This window comes from Streptomyces sp. NPDC059668 (assembly GCF_042734135.1).
Lineage (GTDB): Bacteria > Actinomycetota > Actinomycetes > Streptomycetales > Streptomycetaceae > Streptomyces.
Map to the genome: position 1 here is coordinate 1 of NZ_JBHWEL010000031.1, position 14,419 is coordinate 14,419.

The following is a 14,419-nucleotide window of genomic DNA, read 5'->3' on the forward strand; positions in this document are numbered from 1 at the left end:
CCGGGCGGGCGCCAAACCCCCCCCCGCCCGGGCGTTCGAGGACGAGCCCTTCGGGCGACGCGGGGGTCCAGGAGGGTCAGCGGCCCGCCTCCTTCGACACCAGGGCCACCGCCTCCTCCACCTCGTCCGTGAGGTGGAAGAGGAGAAGGTCCTTCTCGGAGGCCTTGCCCTGGGCGATGAGCGTGTTCTTGAGCCAGTCGACGAGGCCGCCCCAGTACTCCGTCCCGAAGAGGACGATCGGGAAGCGGGTCACCTTCTGGGTCTGGACGAGGGTGAGGGCCTCGAAGAGTTCGTCGAGGGTGCCGAGCCCACCGGGCAGCACCACGAACCCTTGGGCATATTTAACAAACATCATTTTTCGGACGAAGAAATATCGGAAATTAAGTCCGATATCGACGTACTGGTTCAGCCCCTGCTCGAAGGGAAGTTCGATGCCGAGGCCGACGGAGATCCCCTTGGCCTCGCACGCGCCCTTGTTGGCGGCCTCCATCGCGCCGGGCCCACCCCCCGTGATGACGGCGAAGCCGGCCTCGACCAGCCCCCGTCCGAGCGCGACCCCCGCCTCGTACTCGGGAGAGTCCACCGGCGTCCGGGCGGAGCCGAACACACTGATCGCGGCCGGGAGTTCGGCGAGCGTGCCGAAGCCTTCGATGAACTCCGACTGGATGCGCAGGACCCGCCAGGGGTCGGTGTGCACCCAGTCCGAGGGCCCGCCGGCGTCCAGCAGCCGCTGGTCCGTGGTGCTCGCCTGGACCTGGCCCCGCCTGCGCAGCACCGGACCCAGCCGCTGCTCCTCCGGTGGCCGCTTCTTGCCCTCGGGGTTGCCAGTAGCCATGTGCGCTCCCTCCGCTTGCAATTGTTCAGCCCCAGCGTAGATCTCAGGGGGTTACGGAGGGGGGACATGCGCATGTCCGCCGCGCACCGCGGCGGTGCGCACCCTCGTCAGGAGGCCAGCCAGGCCCGCAGCCGCTCCTCGGCCTCGGGGACGGCCGAGGCCCGCACCCGCTCGTCCTCCTTGTGCGCGAGCAGCGGGGCGCCGGGCCCGTAGTTCACCGCGGGCACCCCGAGCGCGCTGAAGCGGGCGACGTCCGTCCAGCCGAACTTGGGGCGGGCCTCGCCGCCGACGGCCGCCATGAAGGCCGCGGCGGCCGGGTGGGTCAGGCCGGGACGGGCCCCGCCGGTGTGGTCGTCGACGACGAACTCGTCCACGCCGCAGTCCGCGAAGTAGTCGCGGACGAAGGCCTCCGCCTCCGCCTCGCTGCGGTCCGGCGCGTAGCGGAAGTTGACGACGACGGTGCAGGCGTCGGGGATGACGTTGGTGGCCACGCCGCCCTCGATACGGACGGCGTTGAGGCCCTCGTGGAAGCGGAGGCCGTCCACGACCGGCGTCCTCGGCTCGTACGCGGCGAGCTTCGCCAGGATCGGGGCCGCCGCGTGGATCGCGTTGGAGCCCATCCAGGCACGCGCGGAGTGCGCCCGCTCCCCCTTGGTCCTCAGGAACATCCTGAGCGTGCCCTGGCAGCCGCCCTCCACCTCGCCGTCCGTCGGTTCCAGGAGGATCGCGAAGTCACCCTCCAGCCAGTCGGGGTGGGCCTCCGCCACATGCTTCAGACCGTTCAGGTGGGCGGCGACCTCTTCGTTGTCGTAGAAGACGAAGGTGAGGTCGCGGTTGGGGGCGGGGACCGTGGCCGCGATCCTCAGCTGCACCGCCACTCCCGACTTCATGTCGCAGGTGCCGCAGCCCCACAGGACACCGTCCTCGTCGAGCCGGGAGGGCACGTTGCCGGCGATGGGCACGGTGTCGATGTGACCGGCGAGGATCACCCGCTCGGGCCGCCCCAGGTTCGTCCGTGCCACGACGTTGTTGCCGTACCGGTCGACCGTGAGGTGCGGCAGGGCGCGCAGGGCGTCCTCGATGGCGTCCGCGAGGAGCTTCTCGCCGCCGCTCTCGGAGGGGAAGTCGACGAGCCGCGCGGTGAGCTCGGCGGCGTCCAGCGTGAGGTCAAGTGGGGTGTCGGCCATGTCCCCGACCCTAGCGTCCCCGCGATCCCGGTCCCGTCGGCACCGGAAGTCGCGGTCCGCATCACGGTTGTCCACAACCTCACACCTCGTCAACAGAGTCCTCCAGTACCTTGTACGTCGTGCCAGAGCCCTCCCCCACCCCAGCCCGGCGCGGCCGCCTCCTTCGTTTCGGAGCGGCCGTCGCGGTCCTGTTCGCGCTCGCGGGCTATCTCGCCGTGCAGTACCTCACGGGAGGAGCCGGCACACCGCGCTGCCGGGTCGTCTCGGGCAAGGGCGACGACGCGTCGTACGAGTTCACACCCGAGCAGGCGGTGAACGCGGCGACGATCTCGGCGGTCGGCACCTCCCGCGGCCTGCCCGAGCGCGCCGTGGCCATCGCCCTGGCGACCGCGCTCCAGGAGTCGGGGCTGCACAACATCCGGCACGGCGACCGGGACTCGCTCGGCCTGTTCCAGCAGCGTCCCTCGCAGGGCTGGGGCACGACGAAGCAGATCATGGACCCGACGTACGCGGCCGGCGTGTTCTACGAGCACCTGGCCAAGGTGTCGGGCTACACCCGGCTGCCGCTCACCGTCGCCGCCCAGCGCGTGCAGCGCAGCGGGTATCCGCAGGCGTACGCGAAGCACGAGCCGGACGCCACGATGCTGGCCGCGGCGCTGACCGGCCGCGCGGCGGCCACCCTGACCTGCGAGGGGCGCCCCGGGACGACGCCGCCCGGCGGCCCGGACTCGGTGCGGGCCGCTCTCGTGCGCGACTTCGGGCACGAGGTGCTCCAGGACGCGGGCGCCGACGTCTCCGCCCAGGACGCCTCCCCCGCGCCGGACGGCACGTCGTCGCCGTCCTCGCCCTCGACGGCGTCCGGAGCCGCGTCGGGGGCCCCTTCCTCGACCGTGTCCGCGCGGACCGTCACCGTGCCCGTGCGCAAGGACCCCTCCACCGGGAAGGGTGTGCGCGGCTGGGAGCTGGCGCACTGGGCGGTGGCCAACTCCTCGGCGCTGCACATCGAGCGGGTGTCCTACGCGGGACGGGAGTGGACGGCGGGGCGCAGGGAGGGCGAGTGGCTCAGGTCCGGCGCCCAGGGCGCCCCGGCGGCGAAGGAAGCCGCCACCGAGGTCCGTATCGTCACCGCGCAGTAGTACGGGGCCTCACCCTTCGGGGGGATGCGCGGCGGCGCCCGGCACCGGGACGAGGGGCTTTTCGCGTGAGGATGCCCGAATCCGTCGAATCCCTTGCGGACACAGGGCCGTAAGGATTCAGCAGACTATCCGTTCGGGTGTTTTTTGCCCGTTTTTATCCACAGCAGATTATGCGACGCATTACCAAGTCTTTACGTCGGGTCACCGCAACCTTCGCGGGTTTCGAGCGGTAGTCACTGCGTCCGAGCCCGGAACGATCACGGCTCGACCGGCAGCCGGCCGGTCGCAGGCCGGCCGTCAACTTCCGGGCGGGTTCGGACACTTCACCGTTCTCTCCCGTCTAAGGAGCATCATGTCCCTCCCCCTGACCCGCCGGATCGCCCGTGCCGCGCTGCTCATCGCGGCGGGAGCGGCGCCCGTGGTCGGTGCGGCCGGCTCCGCCGGCGCGGCGACCGCGCTCCCGGCCACTCCCGACCTCGGCGGGCTCACCGCCCTGGACGGGGCGCACGTCGGCAGCACGGTCGACGGTGCGACGCAGAACGTCACCGGGCTGGCGGGCACGGCCGGCGGCAACGCGGTCAAGAAGGCCGTGCCGGCCGCGGGCAGGACCGGCGGCAAGGTCGCCAAGAAGGCGACGCCGGCCGCGCAGAAGGTGGCCGGGAACACGGCCGGGCAGGCCGGGAGCCTGCTCGGTGACACCGCGAAGACGGCGACCGGCGGTGGCCTGCCGACCGACGCGGTCACCAAGGGCGGCCTGCCGACGGGACAGCTGCCCCTGAAGGGCCTGCCGCTCGGCTGACCTCACGGTCCGAACGGCCTGGACACGGCGGAGGGCCCCGGGAATCCCCCCGGGGCCCTCCGTCGTGTCCGTGAACCGCCGTGTCCGTGAACGCCGCGTCCGTGAACCGCCACGTCCGTGAACCGCTCGTCTTAGAGGCGTTCCACCGCCGCGGCGACCCGCTCGTCCGTCGCGGTCAGCGCCACCCGTACGAACCTGTCGCCCGCCGGGCCGTAGAAGTCGCCCGGGGCGACGAGAATGCCGAGCCGCGCCAGACGGTCCACCGTGTCCCAGCAGGACTCGTCGCGGGTGGCCCACAGGTACAGGCTCGCCTCGCTGTGCTCGATGCGGAAGCCGTGGCGCAGCAGGGCCTCGCGCAGGGCGACGCGGCGGGCGGCGTAGCGCTCACGCTGTTCGCGCACATGGGTGTCGTCCGACAGGGCGGCGACCACGGCGGCCTGGGTGGGCGCGGACGTCATCATGCCGCCGTGCTTGCGGATCTCCAGGAGCTCGCCGAGGACGGCGGGGTCACCGGCGAGGAACGCGGCACGGTAGCCGGCCAGGTTCGAGCGCTTCGAGAGCGAGTGGACCGCGACGATCCCCTCGTACGAGCCGCCGCACACGTCCGGGTGCAGGACCGAGACCGGGTCGGCCTCCCAGCCCAGTTCGAGGTAGCACTCGTCGGAGAAGACCAGGACGCCGTGCTCACGGGCCCAGGCGACGGTCCGGGTGAGTTCCACCGCGGAGAGCACCCGGCCGGTCGGGTTCGACGGGGAGTTCAGCCACAGGAGCTTGAGGTCCGTGGGGTCCAGCTCGGTGGGGTCCTCGTAGGCGACGTAATCCGCGCGGGCCAGGCGCGCGCCGACCTCGTACGTCGGGTACGCCAGGCGCGGGTACGCCACCTTGTCGCCGGGGCCGAGGCCCAGCTGGGTGGGGAGCCAGGCGACCAGTTCCTTGGAGCCGACGATCGGCAGCACGTGGTGGTGGGTGACCCCGCGGGCCCCGAGCCGTCGCTCCACCCAGCCCGTGAGCGCGTCCCGCAGTCCGGGGGTGCCCCACACCGTGGGATAGCCCGGCGAGTCCGCGGCCGCGACCAGGGCCTTCTGGATCAGCTCGGGCACCGGGTCGACCGGGGTGCCGACGGAGAGGTCGACGATGCCGCCCGGGTGAGCGGCGGCGGTCGCCTTGTAGGGCTCCAGCTTGTCCCAGGGGAAGGTGGGAAGCCGGTCGGAGACTGCGGACACGGGATCGGGCTCACTTTCTCGTACGGACGACCACCCGTACGTGTGACGGTCACGGACTGCCACGGCAAACGCCTCGGTCCCGTACGGCGGCGAGGCCGTACGGGACCGAGGCGGCGCGTGTGCGGGCCGCTTACTGGTTCTGCGGCGGCAGCGCTGCGATGAAGGGGTGGTCGCGCTCGATCAGACCGAGCTTGCTGGCGCCGCCGGGCGAGCCGAGTTCGTCGAAGAACTCGACGTTCGCCTTGTAGTAGTCCTTCCACTCTTCCGGAGTGTCGTCTTCGTAGAAGATCGCCTCGACCGGGCACACCGGCTCACAGGCTCCGCAGTCGACGCATTCGTCCGGGTGGATGTACAAGGACCGGGAGCCCTCGTAGATGCAGTCGACCGGGCACTCCTCGATGCACGCCTTGTCCTTGACGTCGACACAAGGCTGCGCGATGACGTAGGTCACGCTGTCGTTCCTCCTCGATAGGGCGCTGGCGGGCCTCCGTAGGCTCCGCCGCCTGGCGCGCGGGAGCGCGGCGTCGTCGATGCCCGCACCTAGTATCTCCGTTCCGGGGCATGATCCGAACAGGAGGGGTGAACTGACCTGTGGAAATCTCTGCGGCGGGACGGCTCAAGGTCCATATCACCACTGCTGACGTGGGCAAACGCGTCTCTGTTCGGCAGTTGATCGAAGATGGTGGTGCGGGTGAGAAGTTCACCGACACGGTAGGCGTTCTCACATCATGGGACGGCGGCGTGCTGCTGATCACACGACGCGGCGGGGAGAGCGTCCGGATTCCGGAGTCTTCGCTGGTGGCGGGGAAGGTCGTACCGGCCGCCCCGGCGCGTCGCCGCGGGCCCGCGGCCTCGTACGAGGAGCTGGCGCGGGTCGCCGCGCGCGCCTGGCGGCCGGTGGAGAGCGAACGGCTCGGGGAGTGGGAGCTGCGGGCGGCCTCCGGTTTCACCCGGCGCGCGAACTCCGTGCTGCCGCTCGGCGGTCCCGGCGTACCGGTGGACGAGGCGCTGACCCGGGTACGCGACTGGTACGCGGTCCGGGGGCTGCCCGCCTACGTGCAGACCGCGACCGGTGCCGAGGGCACGCAGGAGCTGCTGTGCGCGCAACTGGAGGCGCGCGGCTGGACGCGTGAGGTGACGGCCGAGCTGTGGATCGGCCCGCTGGCCCCCCTCGCCGACCGTGCGGCCCCGGACGTCGTCCTGTCCCGCACCGCGGACGCCGCGTGGCTGGACCGCTATCAGCGCAAGGGACTGGGCGACGTGGCCCTGAAGGTGCTGGGCGGCGGGCCCTCGGTGTGGTTCGCGACGGTTCCGGGCGCGGCCGGTGAGGCGCCGGCGGCGATCGGGCGGTGCGTCGTGGACGGGCGGTGGGCCGGTTTCGCGGCCGTCGAGGTCGATCCGGCGCAGCGCCGGCGGGGCCTGGCCACCGCCGTCATGGCCGCGCTGGCCGGCCGGGCGCTGGACGAGGGCGCCTCGGCGGCCTGGCTCCAGGTGGAGTCGGACAACACGGGGGCGCGCGAGCTGTACACCGGCCTGGGCTTCGCCCCGCACCACGCCTACCACCACTACCGCGCGCCGCGGGCGCCGGAGGAGCCGCCGGAGTCCGGCCGGACCTCCGGTACCGCGTCCGGTGGCGCACACGGCGCGGCGGGGGGTTCAGGCGGCGCACCCGGCACCCCGCGCACGACATCCGGCACCACCGGCGCGCCCACGACGTCCGCCGCCACCAGCGCGCCCACGACACCCGGCGGCACCGGCGCGCCCACCGCCTCACGGGGCACCAGGCCCGCCGCCGGCCCGCCCCTGTCCGGGGGCGGCACCGCGCCCACCACCCCGCGGGGCCCCGGGCCCGACCGCCCGCACGGCATCCCACCCGTGCCCGGCGACGCCGACGCGTACACCGCCTCAGGGCGCCCCGGCAACGCGCGCGGAACCGCACGCGCTACCGGCAGCGCGGGCAGTCACAGCACCCCGCCGGGTCCCGGGCCCGACCGCCCGCACGGCATCCCGCCCGTGCCCGGCGACGCCGACGCCGACGCGTACACCGCCTCAGGGCGCCCCGGCGGCACGCGCGAAACCGCACGCGCCACCGGCGGCGCGGGCAGTCACACCACCCCGCCGGGTCCCGGGGCCGGCCACCCGCGCGGCGCGCTCCCCGTGCCCGGCGCCGCCTGCTCGCGCGGCGCACCCCCCGTGGCCGGCGGCGACCGCTCGCGCGGCGTCCCGTCCGTGGCCCGCGGCGACCGCTCTCCGTCGGCGTGACGGGGGGCGAGGCCGGCATGGGTTCCCCCCGTCCCCCGGAGCCGGAGCGCGCCGCCGAGGTGCGGCGGCTGTTCGCCGAGGAGGCGCGGTCGGAGCGGCCCGATCCGGCGCTGCTGTGTCTGCTGGTGGGGGCCGCGGCGGACGGCGATCTGGACGAGGCGGGGATCGACGCGGCGCAGATCGAGCTGGACCAGTTGGCCGGACAGCTGCCGTTCCGGCCCGGCGGACCCCGGTCCTGGGCGACGGCGCTGGCCGAACTGCTCGGTGAGCGCTGCGGGTTCCGGGGCTCGCCCGGCGACTACCAGCGGCTGGAGTCGTCACTGCTGCACCAGGTGCTGCGGCGGCGCCGGGGACTGCCCATCCTGCTGTCCATGGTGTGGGTGGAGGTGGCCAGGAGGGCCGGCGCCCAGGTGTACGGGGTCGCGCTCCCTGGGCACTTCGTGGTCGGCTTCGGACCGCCCGAGCAGCAGGTGCTCGTCGATCCCTTCGACGGTGGCCGGGTGCTGAGCGGCCCGGACGCCGAGCTGCTCGTGCAGGGGGCCACCGGTGCGCCCCTGCGGCCGTCGATGCTGGGCCCCGCCGAACCCCTCGACGTGGTCGTGCGGGTCCTGAACAACGTGCGGGCGTGGGCGGCCGTACGTCCGGAGCGGTCGGACGTGGCCCTGTGGGCCGTCGAGTTGTGCCTGCTGATGCCCTCGCACCCGGCCCGGCTGCGTTACGAGAGGGCGCAACTCCTGGTGCAGCGCGGTGACTTCGTCGCGGGCGCGGTGGAACTGGACGCGTACGCGGACGTCGTGACGTCGGTGGATCCGCCGACCGCGGAACGGGTGCGGGGCCAGGCCCGGGCGGCGCGGGCGATGCTGAACTGAGGACACCCCGCCCCTGCGGCGACGGGCGGTCTCCCACCCTTCGCGTCGCTCGCCGGACGGGCCCCCGCCCGGGCGGGCGGGGCGACGCGTGCGCCTACAACCAGCCCTTCTCCCGCGCGATCCGCACCGCCTCCGCGCGGTTGCGCACCGCGAGTTTCTGGATCGCGGTGGAGAGGTAGTTGCGGACCGTGCCCTGGGAGAGGTGGAGGGCCTTGGCGAGCTCCGCGTTCGTGCGGCCGTCGGCCGCCGCGCGCAGCACCTCGCGCTCGCGGTCGGTCAGCGGATTGGCGCCCTCGGCCAGGGCCGCGGCCGCCAGGCCGGGGTCGATGACGCGCTCACCGGCGAGCACCTTGCGTACGGCCGCGGCGAGTTGGGCCGCCGGCGCGTCCTTGACCAGGAAGGCGTCGGCACCGGACTCCATGGCGCTGCGCAGATAGCCGGGCCGTCCGAAGGTGGTGAGGATGAGCAGCTTGATGCCGGGGAGTTCCCTGTGGACCTCGGCCGCGGCCTCGATGCCCGTCTTCCCGGGCATCTCGATGTCGAGGAGTGCCACATCGACGTCGTACGCGCGTGCCGCCGCCAGCACCTCGTCGCCGCGCGCCACCTGGGCGACCACCTCGATGTCCGGTTCGAGACCCAGCAGGGCCGCCAGCGCCTCGCGGACCATCGACTGGTCCTCGGCGAGCAGGACCTTGATCGTGCGGCTCATGCACCGGATCCTACGGGGTGCCCCCCGGCGTCGGGAGGGGCCTCGGCGGGCACCCGGGCGACCAGCCGGAAGCCCCTGCGCACCCGACCGGCCTCCAGCGTCCCGCCGGCCTTCTCCAGGCGTTCCGTCAGCCCCGTGAGCCCGTTCCCGGGGCCGTCGCCCGAACCGCCCGAGCCGTCGTCCTCCACGACCAGTTCGAGCACCGGGCCGTCCAGCGTCTGGCGGCGGACGAGTTCCACCACGCAGCGCCGGGCCCCGCTGTGCCGTACGACGTTGGTGATCGCCTCGCGCAGCGCCCAGGCCAGCGCGGACTCGCTCTCCTCGGCGGCGCCGAGGACGCCGGTCAGATCCGGCTCGGACGGCAGGTCCGCCGTGACGCCGGCCGCCGTCAACGCGACCTGGGCGCCCGCGAGTTCGCCGGACAGCCGGGGCCTGCGGTAGCCGGTGACGGCTTCGCGCACGTCCACCAGGGCCTGCCGGCTGACCTGTTCGATGTCGGCGACCTGCTGGGCCGCCTTCTCGGGCTGGCCGGGGAGCATCCGCCCGGCCAGCTCGCTCTTGAGCGTGATCAGCGACAGCGAGTGGCCGAGCAGGTCGTGCAGGTCCCGGGCCAGCCGCAGGCGCTCCTCGTTCGCGGCCAGCTGGGCCACGGTCGCACGGGCCTCGCGCAACGCGATCGTCGTGCGGACCAGTTCGCGTACGCCGGTCATCGCGAACCCGCCGAGGAAGGCCGGGATGAGCAGCCCCGCCAGGTAGGCCCTGCCGCCCGGGACCGCGAGCGCGATCGCCGTCAGCAGGGCGGACACGGCCGGGATGGCCCAGCGCGACATCCGCAGCGGGAGCACGGCGCCGGACGCGATCGAGACGTACACGAACAGGACGAGCCACTCCCGCCCCAGGCTCAGGGCGAGAAGGCCGGACTGGGACGCGAGTACCACCAGCGAGCCCAGCACCACGGGGGTGGCCTCGCCGCGGCCGGTACGGAAGACCAGCATCCCGTACCAGGCGACGAAGACGACCAGACCGATCCAGCCGAGCACGACGACGCCGGTGCTGTGGCCGCCGTGCACGAGGTCGCTGACCGGCGCGCTCAGATAGACCAGCCAGATGCCCGTCCAGACGGCCTTGATCAACCGCTGCCTGTGGTTCCGCGGGGGTTGCCCGATGCCGACGCTGCTCACGCCTTCAGCGTGTCCTTCCGGTACAGCCAGGCCGCGCCGCCCGCGAAGAGGAGGAAGGACACGACGAGGATGGCGAGGTCCTTCGCCTGCGGGGCGTCGCCCAGTTCGATCGACCGCCCGAGGGCAGCGTACGCGTGGGTCGGCAGCCAGGACGCGATCTTCTGCAGCCAGTCGGGGAACGTGGTCGTGGGCATCCACAGACCGCCGAGCACCGACAGTCCGAAGTACAGGATCATCGTGATCGGGCGGACCGCGTCACCGCTCGCCAGATAGCCGACCGCCACGCCGAGCGCGGCGAAGACGAGGCTGCCGGCCCAGATCGCGCCGGTGAGGGCGAGCCACTGCCAGGCGTCCAGCCGTACGTGCTTCACGGCGGCGGCGACCGCGAAGACGACCACGATCGACGGCAGGCTGATCACGGCGGCGCTGGCGGTCTTCGCCAGCACATAGCCGCGGCCCGGCAACGTGGTGAGCCTGAGCTGCCGTACCCAGCCGCTCTCGCGCTCCTTGGCGATCCGTTCGCTGTTGCCCATCAGGACGGCCGTCAGGGCGCCGAAGGAGGCCATGGAGACCATGAAGAAGGTCGGCAGGGTGAGCCCGGTGCCGTCGACCTTGGTGGTGTCGTCGGCGCTGCCCGCGATCAGCAGGAACAGGGCCGAGGGATAGATCACCGAGAAGAACAGGAACTTCTTGTTGCGCAGGGCCCGGGTGATCTCCAGGCGGATGAGGCTGTTCACTGCGACTTCGCCTCCTCGGCGGCGGTGATGGCGACGAAGGCCTGCTCCAGGCCGAGTCCGGCGACTTCGAGATTGCGGGGGTAGAGGCCGAGCCCGTACAGCGCGTGCACGGTCGCGTCGGCGTCGGAGGACTGGATGCGGACGGTGTGTCCGGACACGTCGATCGCGGTCAGGAAGGGCAGGGCCCGCAACCCGGTCTCGTCGATGGGGTCCTCCAGGTCGAAGGCGATCCGGCGGGCGCCGGCCTTCGCCTTGATCTCGGCGGCGGTGCCGTCGGCCAGCAGCCGCCCCCGGTGCAGGACGAGCACCCGGTCGGCGATGGCGTCGGCCTCTTCCAGGTAGTGCGTGGCGAACAGCACGGTCCGGCCCTGTTCGGCCTGTTCGCGCATGGTGGCCCAGAAGGCCTGCCGGGCGGAGACGTCCATGCCCGTGGTGGGTTCGTCGAGCACGATCAGATCGTTGGCCCCGGCGGTGGCGAGCGCGAAGCGGACGCGCTGCTCCTGGCCGCCGGAGAGCTTGTTGACCTTGCGGTCGGCGATCTGCGCGATGCCCGCGCGGGCCAGGACCTCGGTGACCCTGAACGGCTTCGGGTGCAACTGGCAGGCGAGCCTGACCAGTTCGACGACCGTCACCTCGTCCATCAGGCCGCCGCTCTGCAGCATGGCGCCCACCCGGCCGGCGACGATCGCCTCACGCGGGCTGGTGCCGAACACCCGGACGGTGCCGCTGTCGGGGTGCTTGAGGCCGAGGAGCAGGTCCAGGGCGGTCGACTTGCCGGCCCCGTTCGGCCCCAGCAGGGCGACGGTCTCGCCCGGGTGCAGGTCGAGCGTGAGTCCGTCCACGGCGCGCACGCTGCCGTACGTCTTGGTCACCTGGTCGAATCCGACCACCGGGGTGGTGGGCGGTGCCGCTGTCGTTGTCATGCCGACCATGGTGGCCGCGGGGACCCGGTGCCCGGCAGTGTCGGCGGTCCCGAGTGCCGGATGACAGATGTCATACGGACGGGGTGACGAGCCCGGTGACGGACCGGGCGACCGGCCGGTGACGGATCAGGGGGCGGACACGGCGAGGGGGGCGCCCGGTGGACGCCCCCCTCGTACGGTCGGAACGGGCCTAGCCCGGGTTCGTGGCGATGACCGCGACCCGGTTGGTCTTGCTCATCAGCGCCTGGCGCAGGGCGCCGTAGACGTCCTGGGGGGTGACCGGCGTCTTCTCGCCGTTGCCCCGGGCGATGAGCACACCGTCGAACGTCTGACCGTAGAGCGCCTTCAGAGCGTTCAGGTCGGGCTTGTCGACCAGCTTGCCGCCGGTGGCCGTCACCCGGAGGAACTTCCACAGCGACTTCTGCGGGCTCAACGGGATCGAGTGCGCCGCGTCCGTCCGCACGATCACGCTGCCGGACATCGCGGGCTGGGCGAACTTCGCCATCATCCGGTCGACCTCGGCGTCCGGGACGGTCGGCTGACGGGTCGTGGTGGCGACCTTCACCGGGGTGGCGGTGCCGGTCTCGACCTGCGTGCGGTACGCGTCCTCGACGGCCTGGGTGGAGGCCGCCACGTCGACGCCCTTGCCCGCCTTGCCGTAGACGGCGACGGCCTTGCCGGACTCGAACCTGATCGTGCCGTCGTTCGCCGAACCGGAGCCGCCTCCGACGCCCTCCAGGGCGGCTTGCAGCTTCTCCTTGTCGACGGGCATCTCCGGCTCGACGACGCGCTTCTGGCCGAACAGCGAGCCGATCACGGAGACCGGGTTGTAGTCGCTGCCCGCGGCGGCGCGGACGGTGGCCTGGCTGTCCAGCTGGAGCCCGGCCTGGTCGGGCTTGAGCGACACGGTGGTGCCGTTCAAAGCCAGCTTGAGCGGCTTGTTCGTATTGGCCCGGAAGGCGTCGTCGAGCTTCTTGACCGCCTCGTCACGGGTGCCGCCGCCGATGTCGACGCCGAGCACGGTGGTGCCCTTGGGCACGTCCGAGTGGTTCATCAGGAGCCCGGCACCGTAGGCGCCGCCGGCGAGGACCACCACGAGGACGCCCAGCAGGGCGGGCTTGTTGCGGCCCTTCTTCTTGGCCGGCTTGGACGGCGCGGCCGCCTTCGGGGCGGGCTCGGGTGCCTTCGGCGGGGTGTGCGGCAGCGGGCCGTCGGTGCGCGTGCCCGGTCCGAACGGGGAGTTCGGGGCGGCCGGCACCACGGGGATGCCGCTCGTCAGCGTGTGACCGGAGACGTTGTTCCCGGCGCCGCCGTAACCCTGGCCGCCCGGGTCGGGCGCGGGCTTCTGCGGGGTGAGGATCGCGGTGTCGTCGCTGAGACCGCCGCCGGAGTAGCCGTTCCCGGTGCTCGGACCGCCGAGGCCACCCGGTCCACCGGGTCCGCCATGGCCACGCGGTCCACCCGGTCCACCCGCCGCCAGGCTGCCGGGAGCCACGCCCGGGCCGGCCGGGGGCACCAGCGGGCCGTCTCCGGTGACCGGACCGCCGGTCGGACCCATCGGGCCGCCCACGCCGTTGTCGGAGAAGTTCTCCGCGAAGTACGGGAGGTCGTCGCGGCGCGGTTCGCCGCCGGAGCCGCCCGGACCGCCGTTGCCGTTGAAGCCGCCGTCGCCGCCCGGACCGCCCGGTCCGTCGGTGCCGATGGCGGGGAAGGACGCCGTGTTGCCCAGCGCCGCGGAGACGTCGAAGGAACCGGTGCCGCCGCCGTGGCCGGGGGCCACGGGTCCGGCGCCGGTGGCACCGGGAAGTCCCGCGCCGTTGGTGCCGCCGCCCCCGCCAGGACGGGGGATGTTCGCCCCGCCGGGACGGACCCCGCCGGTGATGCCCAGCGGACCGGCGCCGTTCGCGCCACCGGGGGCACCCGCGGCGCCGTTGCCGCCCGGGGCACCCGGACGTGCGCCGCCGGCTCCCGGGACGCCCGGCGCACCCGCGCCCGGCGGCAACGCGGGCCCCGAACCGCCGGGCAGGCCCGCACCGTTGGTGGACCCGCCGCCCGGGCCGCCCTTGGGCGCGCCGGACTTGCGGGGCGCGAACCAGTCGCTGGACTTCTCCCCGGCCCCGGCTCCGGCCTCGGCCGGACCGTCGGGCGCGGGCACCGCGGCCGCCGGCGGGCTTATGGCGCGCTGCGTCTCCGCGGGCGGTCCCGCGGGGGCCGCGGGCTCGGCGGGCGCGTCGGCGTCCGCGACCGGTGTGCGGACGACGACCGGCGGGATGGGCCGCGATCCGGGGATGTTGATCCGGATCCGCGTCGTCAGTGTGGTCTCGGTCTTGCGCTCCTCCGGCGGGGTGCCGCCGGCCGAACGGCCCGCGTCGGCACCGGTCTCGGAAGCCATGGGGGTCCCGTAGGGGGGCGTCCCCGACGGGTACGCGGCTCCACCGCGCCCGTTGGGCCCGGAGGACGAACTGTCAGTTTCACGACTCAAGGCAGGTTCTCCCGGTTGGCTCCGCCGCCCGTTTACTCGACCTCATCTCGGGCAGCTCGGCGGCGCGCACCACCAT

12 protein-coding genes and 1 pseudogene are annotated in these 14,419 nt (G+C 73.3%); 4 read left to right on the top strand and 9 right to left on the bottom strand.

The features are described 5' to 3' along the window. Positions 1 to 76: 76 nt before the first annotated feature. Both ACFV2J_RS22455 and dapE read right to left on the bottom strand, forming a co-directional pair. On the bottom strand, positions 77 to 835 hold the full coding sequence (locus ACFV2J_RS22455) for a TIGR00730 family Rossman fold protein (protein ID WP_168530080.1): 759 nt from the start codon (positions 833 to 835) through the stop codon (positions 77 to 79). 107 nt (positions 836 to 942) lie between these two features. Continuing rightward, the gene (gene dapE / locus ACFV2J_RS22460) at positions 943 to 2,022 is read right to left on the bottom strand and encodes a succinyl-diaminopimelate desuccinylase (protein ID WP_385096878.1); all 1,080 of its coding nucleotides are present in this window, start codon (positions 2,020 to 2,022) and stop codon (positions 943 to 945) included. 119 nt (positions 2,023 to 2,141) lie between these two features. Here dapE and ACFV2J_RS22465 point away from each other — a divergent pair, with 119 nt between their 5' ends. Continuing rightward, positions 2,142 to 3,158 carry a heavy metal transporter gene (locus tag ACFV2J_RS22465; protein ID WP_385096880.1) on the top strand — a complete coding sequence of 339 codons (1,017 nt, stop codon included), beginning with the start codon at positions 2,142 to 2,144 and terminating at the stop codon, positions 3,156 to 3,158. A gap of 352 nt (positions 3,159 to 3,510) precedes the next feature. Further along, the gene (locus tag ACFV2J_RS22470; protein WP_385096883.1) at positions 3,511 to 3,957 is read left to right on the top strand and encodes an ATP-binding protein; all 447 of its coding nucleotides are present in this window, start codon (positions 3,511 to 3,513) and stop codon (positions 3,955 to 3,957) included. 131 nt (positions 3,958 to 4,088) lie between these two features. On the opposite strand, the gene ACFV2J_RS22475 is transcribed toward ACFV2J_RS22470, so the two are convergent. Together ACFV2J_RS22475 and fdxA are read right to left on the bottom strand one after the other, a co-directional pair. Continuing rightward, positions 4,089 to 5,180 (bottom strand): bifunctional succinyldiaminopimelate transaminase/glutamate-prephenate aminotransferase, encoded by a 1,092-nt coding sequence (locus ACFV2J_RS22475; RefSeq protein ID WP_385098436.1) that lies wholly within the window; start codon positions 5,178 to 5,180, stop codon positions 4,089 to 4,091. 130 nt (positions 5,181 to 5,310) lie between these two features. Further along, a complete protein-coding gene (gene fdxA, locus ACFV2J_RS22480) occupies positions 5,311 to 5,631 on the bottom strand; it encodes a ferredoxin (RefSeq protein WP_018089397.1) in 321 nt (106 codons plus the stop codon). A 140-nt stretch (positions 5,632 to 5,771) separates the two neighbouring features. On the opposite strand from fdxA, the pseudogene ACFV2J_RS22485 reads away from it, so the two are divergent. After that, positions 5,772 to 6,759 (top strand): annotated as a pseudogene (locus tag ACFV2J_RS22485) (GNAT family N-acetyltransferase); the annotation flags it as partial. 700 nt (positions 6,760 to 7,459) lie between these two features. Beyond that, positions 7,460 to 8,311 carry a transglutaminase-like domain-containing protein gene (locus tag ACFV2J_RS22490; protein ID WP_385093428.1) on the top strand — a complete coding sequence of 284 codons (852 nt, stop codon included), beginning with the start codon at positions 7,460 to 7,462 and terminating at the stop codon, positions 8,309 to 8,311. 94 nt (positions 8,312 to 8,405) lie between these two features. Here ACFV2J_RS22490 and ACFV2J_RS22495 read toward each other — a convergent pair whose 3' ends face one another. From ACFV2J_RS22495 to ACFV2J_RS22515, 5 genes are all read right to left on the bottom strand, one after another. Further along, entirely contained in the window at positions 8,406 to 9,020 is a 615-nt protein-coding gene (locus tag ACFV2J_RS22495; RefSeq protein WP_385093426.1) for a response regulator, read from the bottom strand. Beyond that, positions 9,017 to 10,201: a sensor histidine kinase gene (locus tag ACFV2J_RS22500; protein WP_385093423.1), complete on the bottom strand. Its 1,185-nt coding sequence runs from the start codon at positions 10,199 to 10,201 to the stop codon at positions 9,017 to 9,019. Before ACFV2J_RS22500 ends, ACFV2J_RS22495 begins: the two co-directional genes overlap by 4 nt. Further along, entirely contained in the window at positions 10,198 to 10,938 is a 741-nt protein-coding gene (locus ACFV2J_RS22505; protein WP_385093421.1) for an ABC transporter permease, read from the bottom strand. The genes ACFV2J_RS22500 and ACFV2J_RS22505 overlap by 4 nt, the downstream gene beginning before the upstream one ends. After that, a complete protein-coding gene (locus tag ACFV2J_RS22510; RefSeq protein ID WP_385093418.1) occupies positions 10,935 to 11,861 on the bottom strand; it encodes an ABC transporter ATP-binding protein in 927 nt (308 codons plus the stop codon). The genes ACFV2J_RS22505 and ACFV2J_RS22510 overlap by 4 nt, the downstream gene beginning before the upstream one ends. 190 nt (positions 11,862 to 12,051) lie before the next feature. After that, complete coding sequence (locus tag ACFV2J_RS22515) at positions 12,052 to 14,343, bottom strand: hypothetical protein (protein ID WP_385440205.1); 2,292 nt, start codon at positions 14,341 to 14,343, stop codon at positions 12,052 to 12,054. Positions 14,344 to 14,419 lie beyond the last annotated feature (76 nt).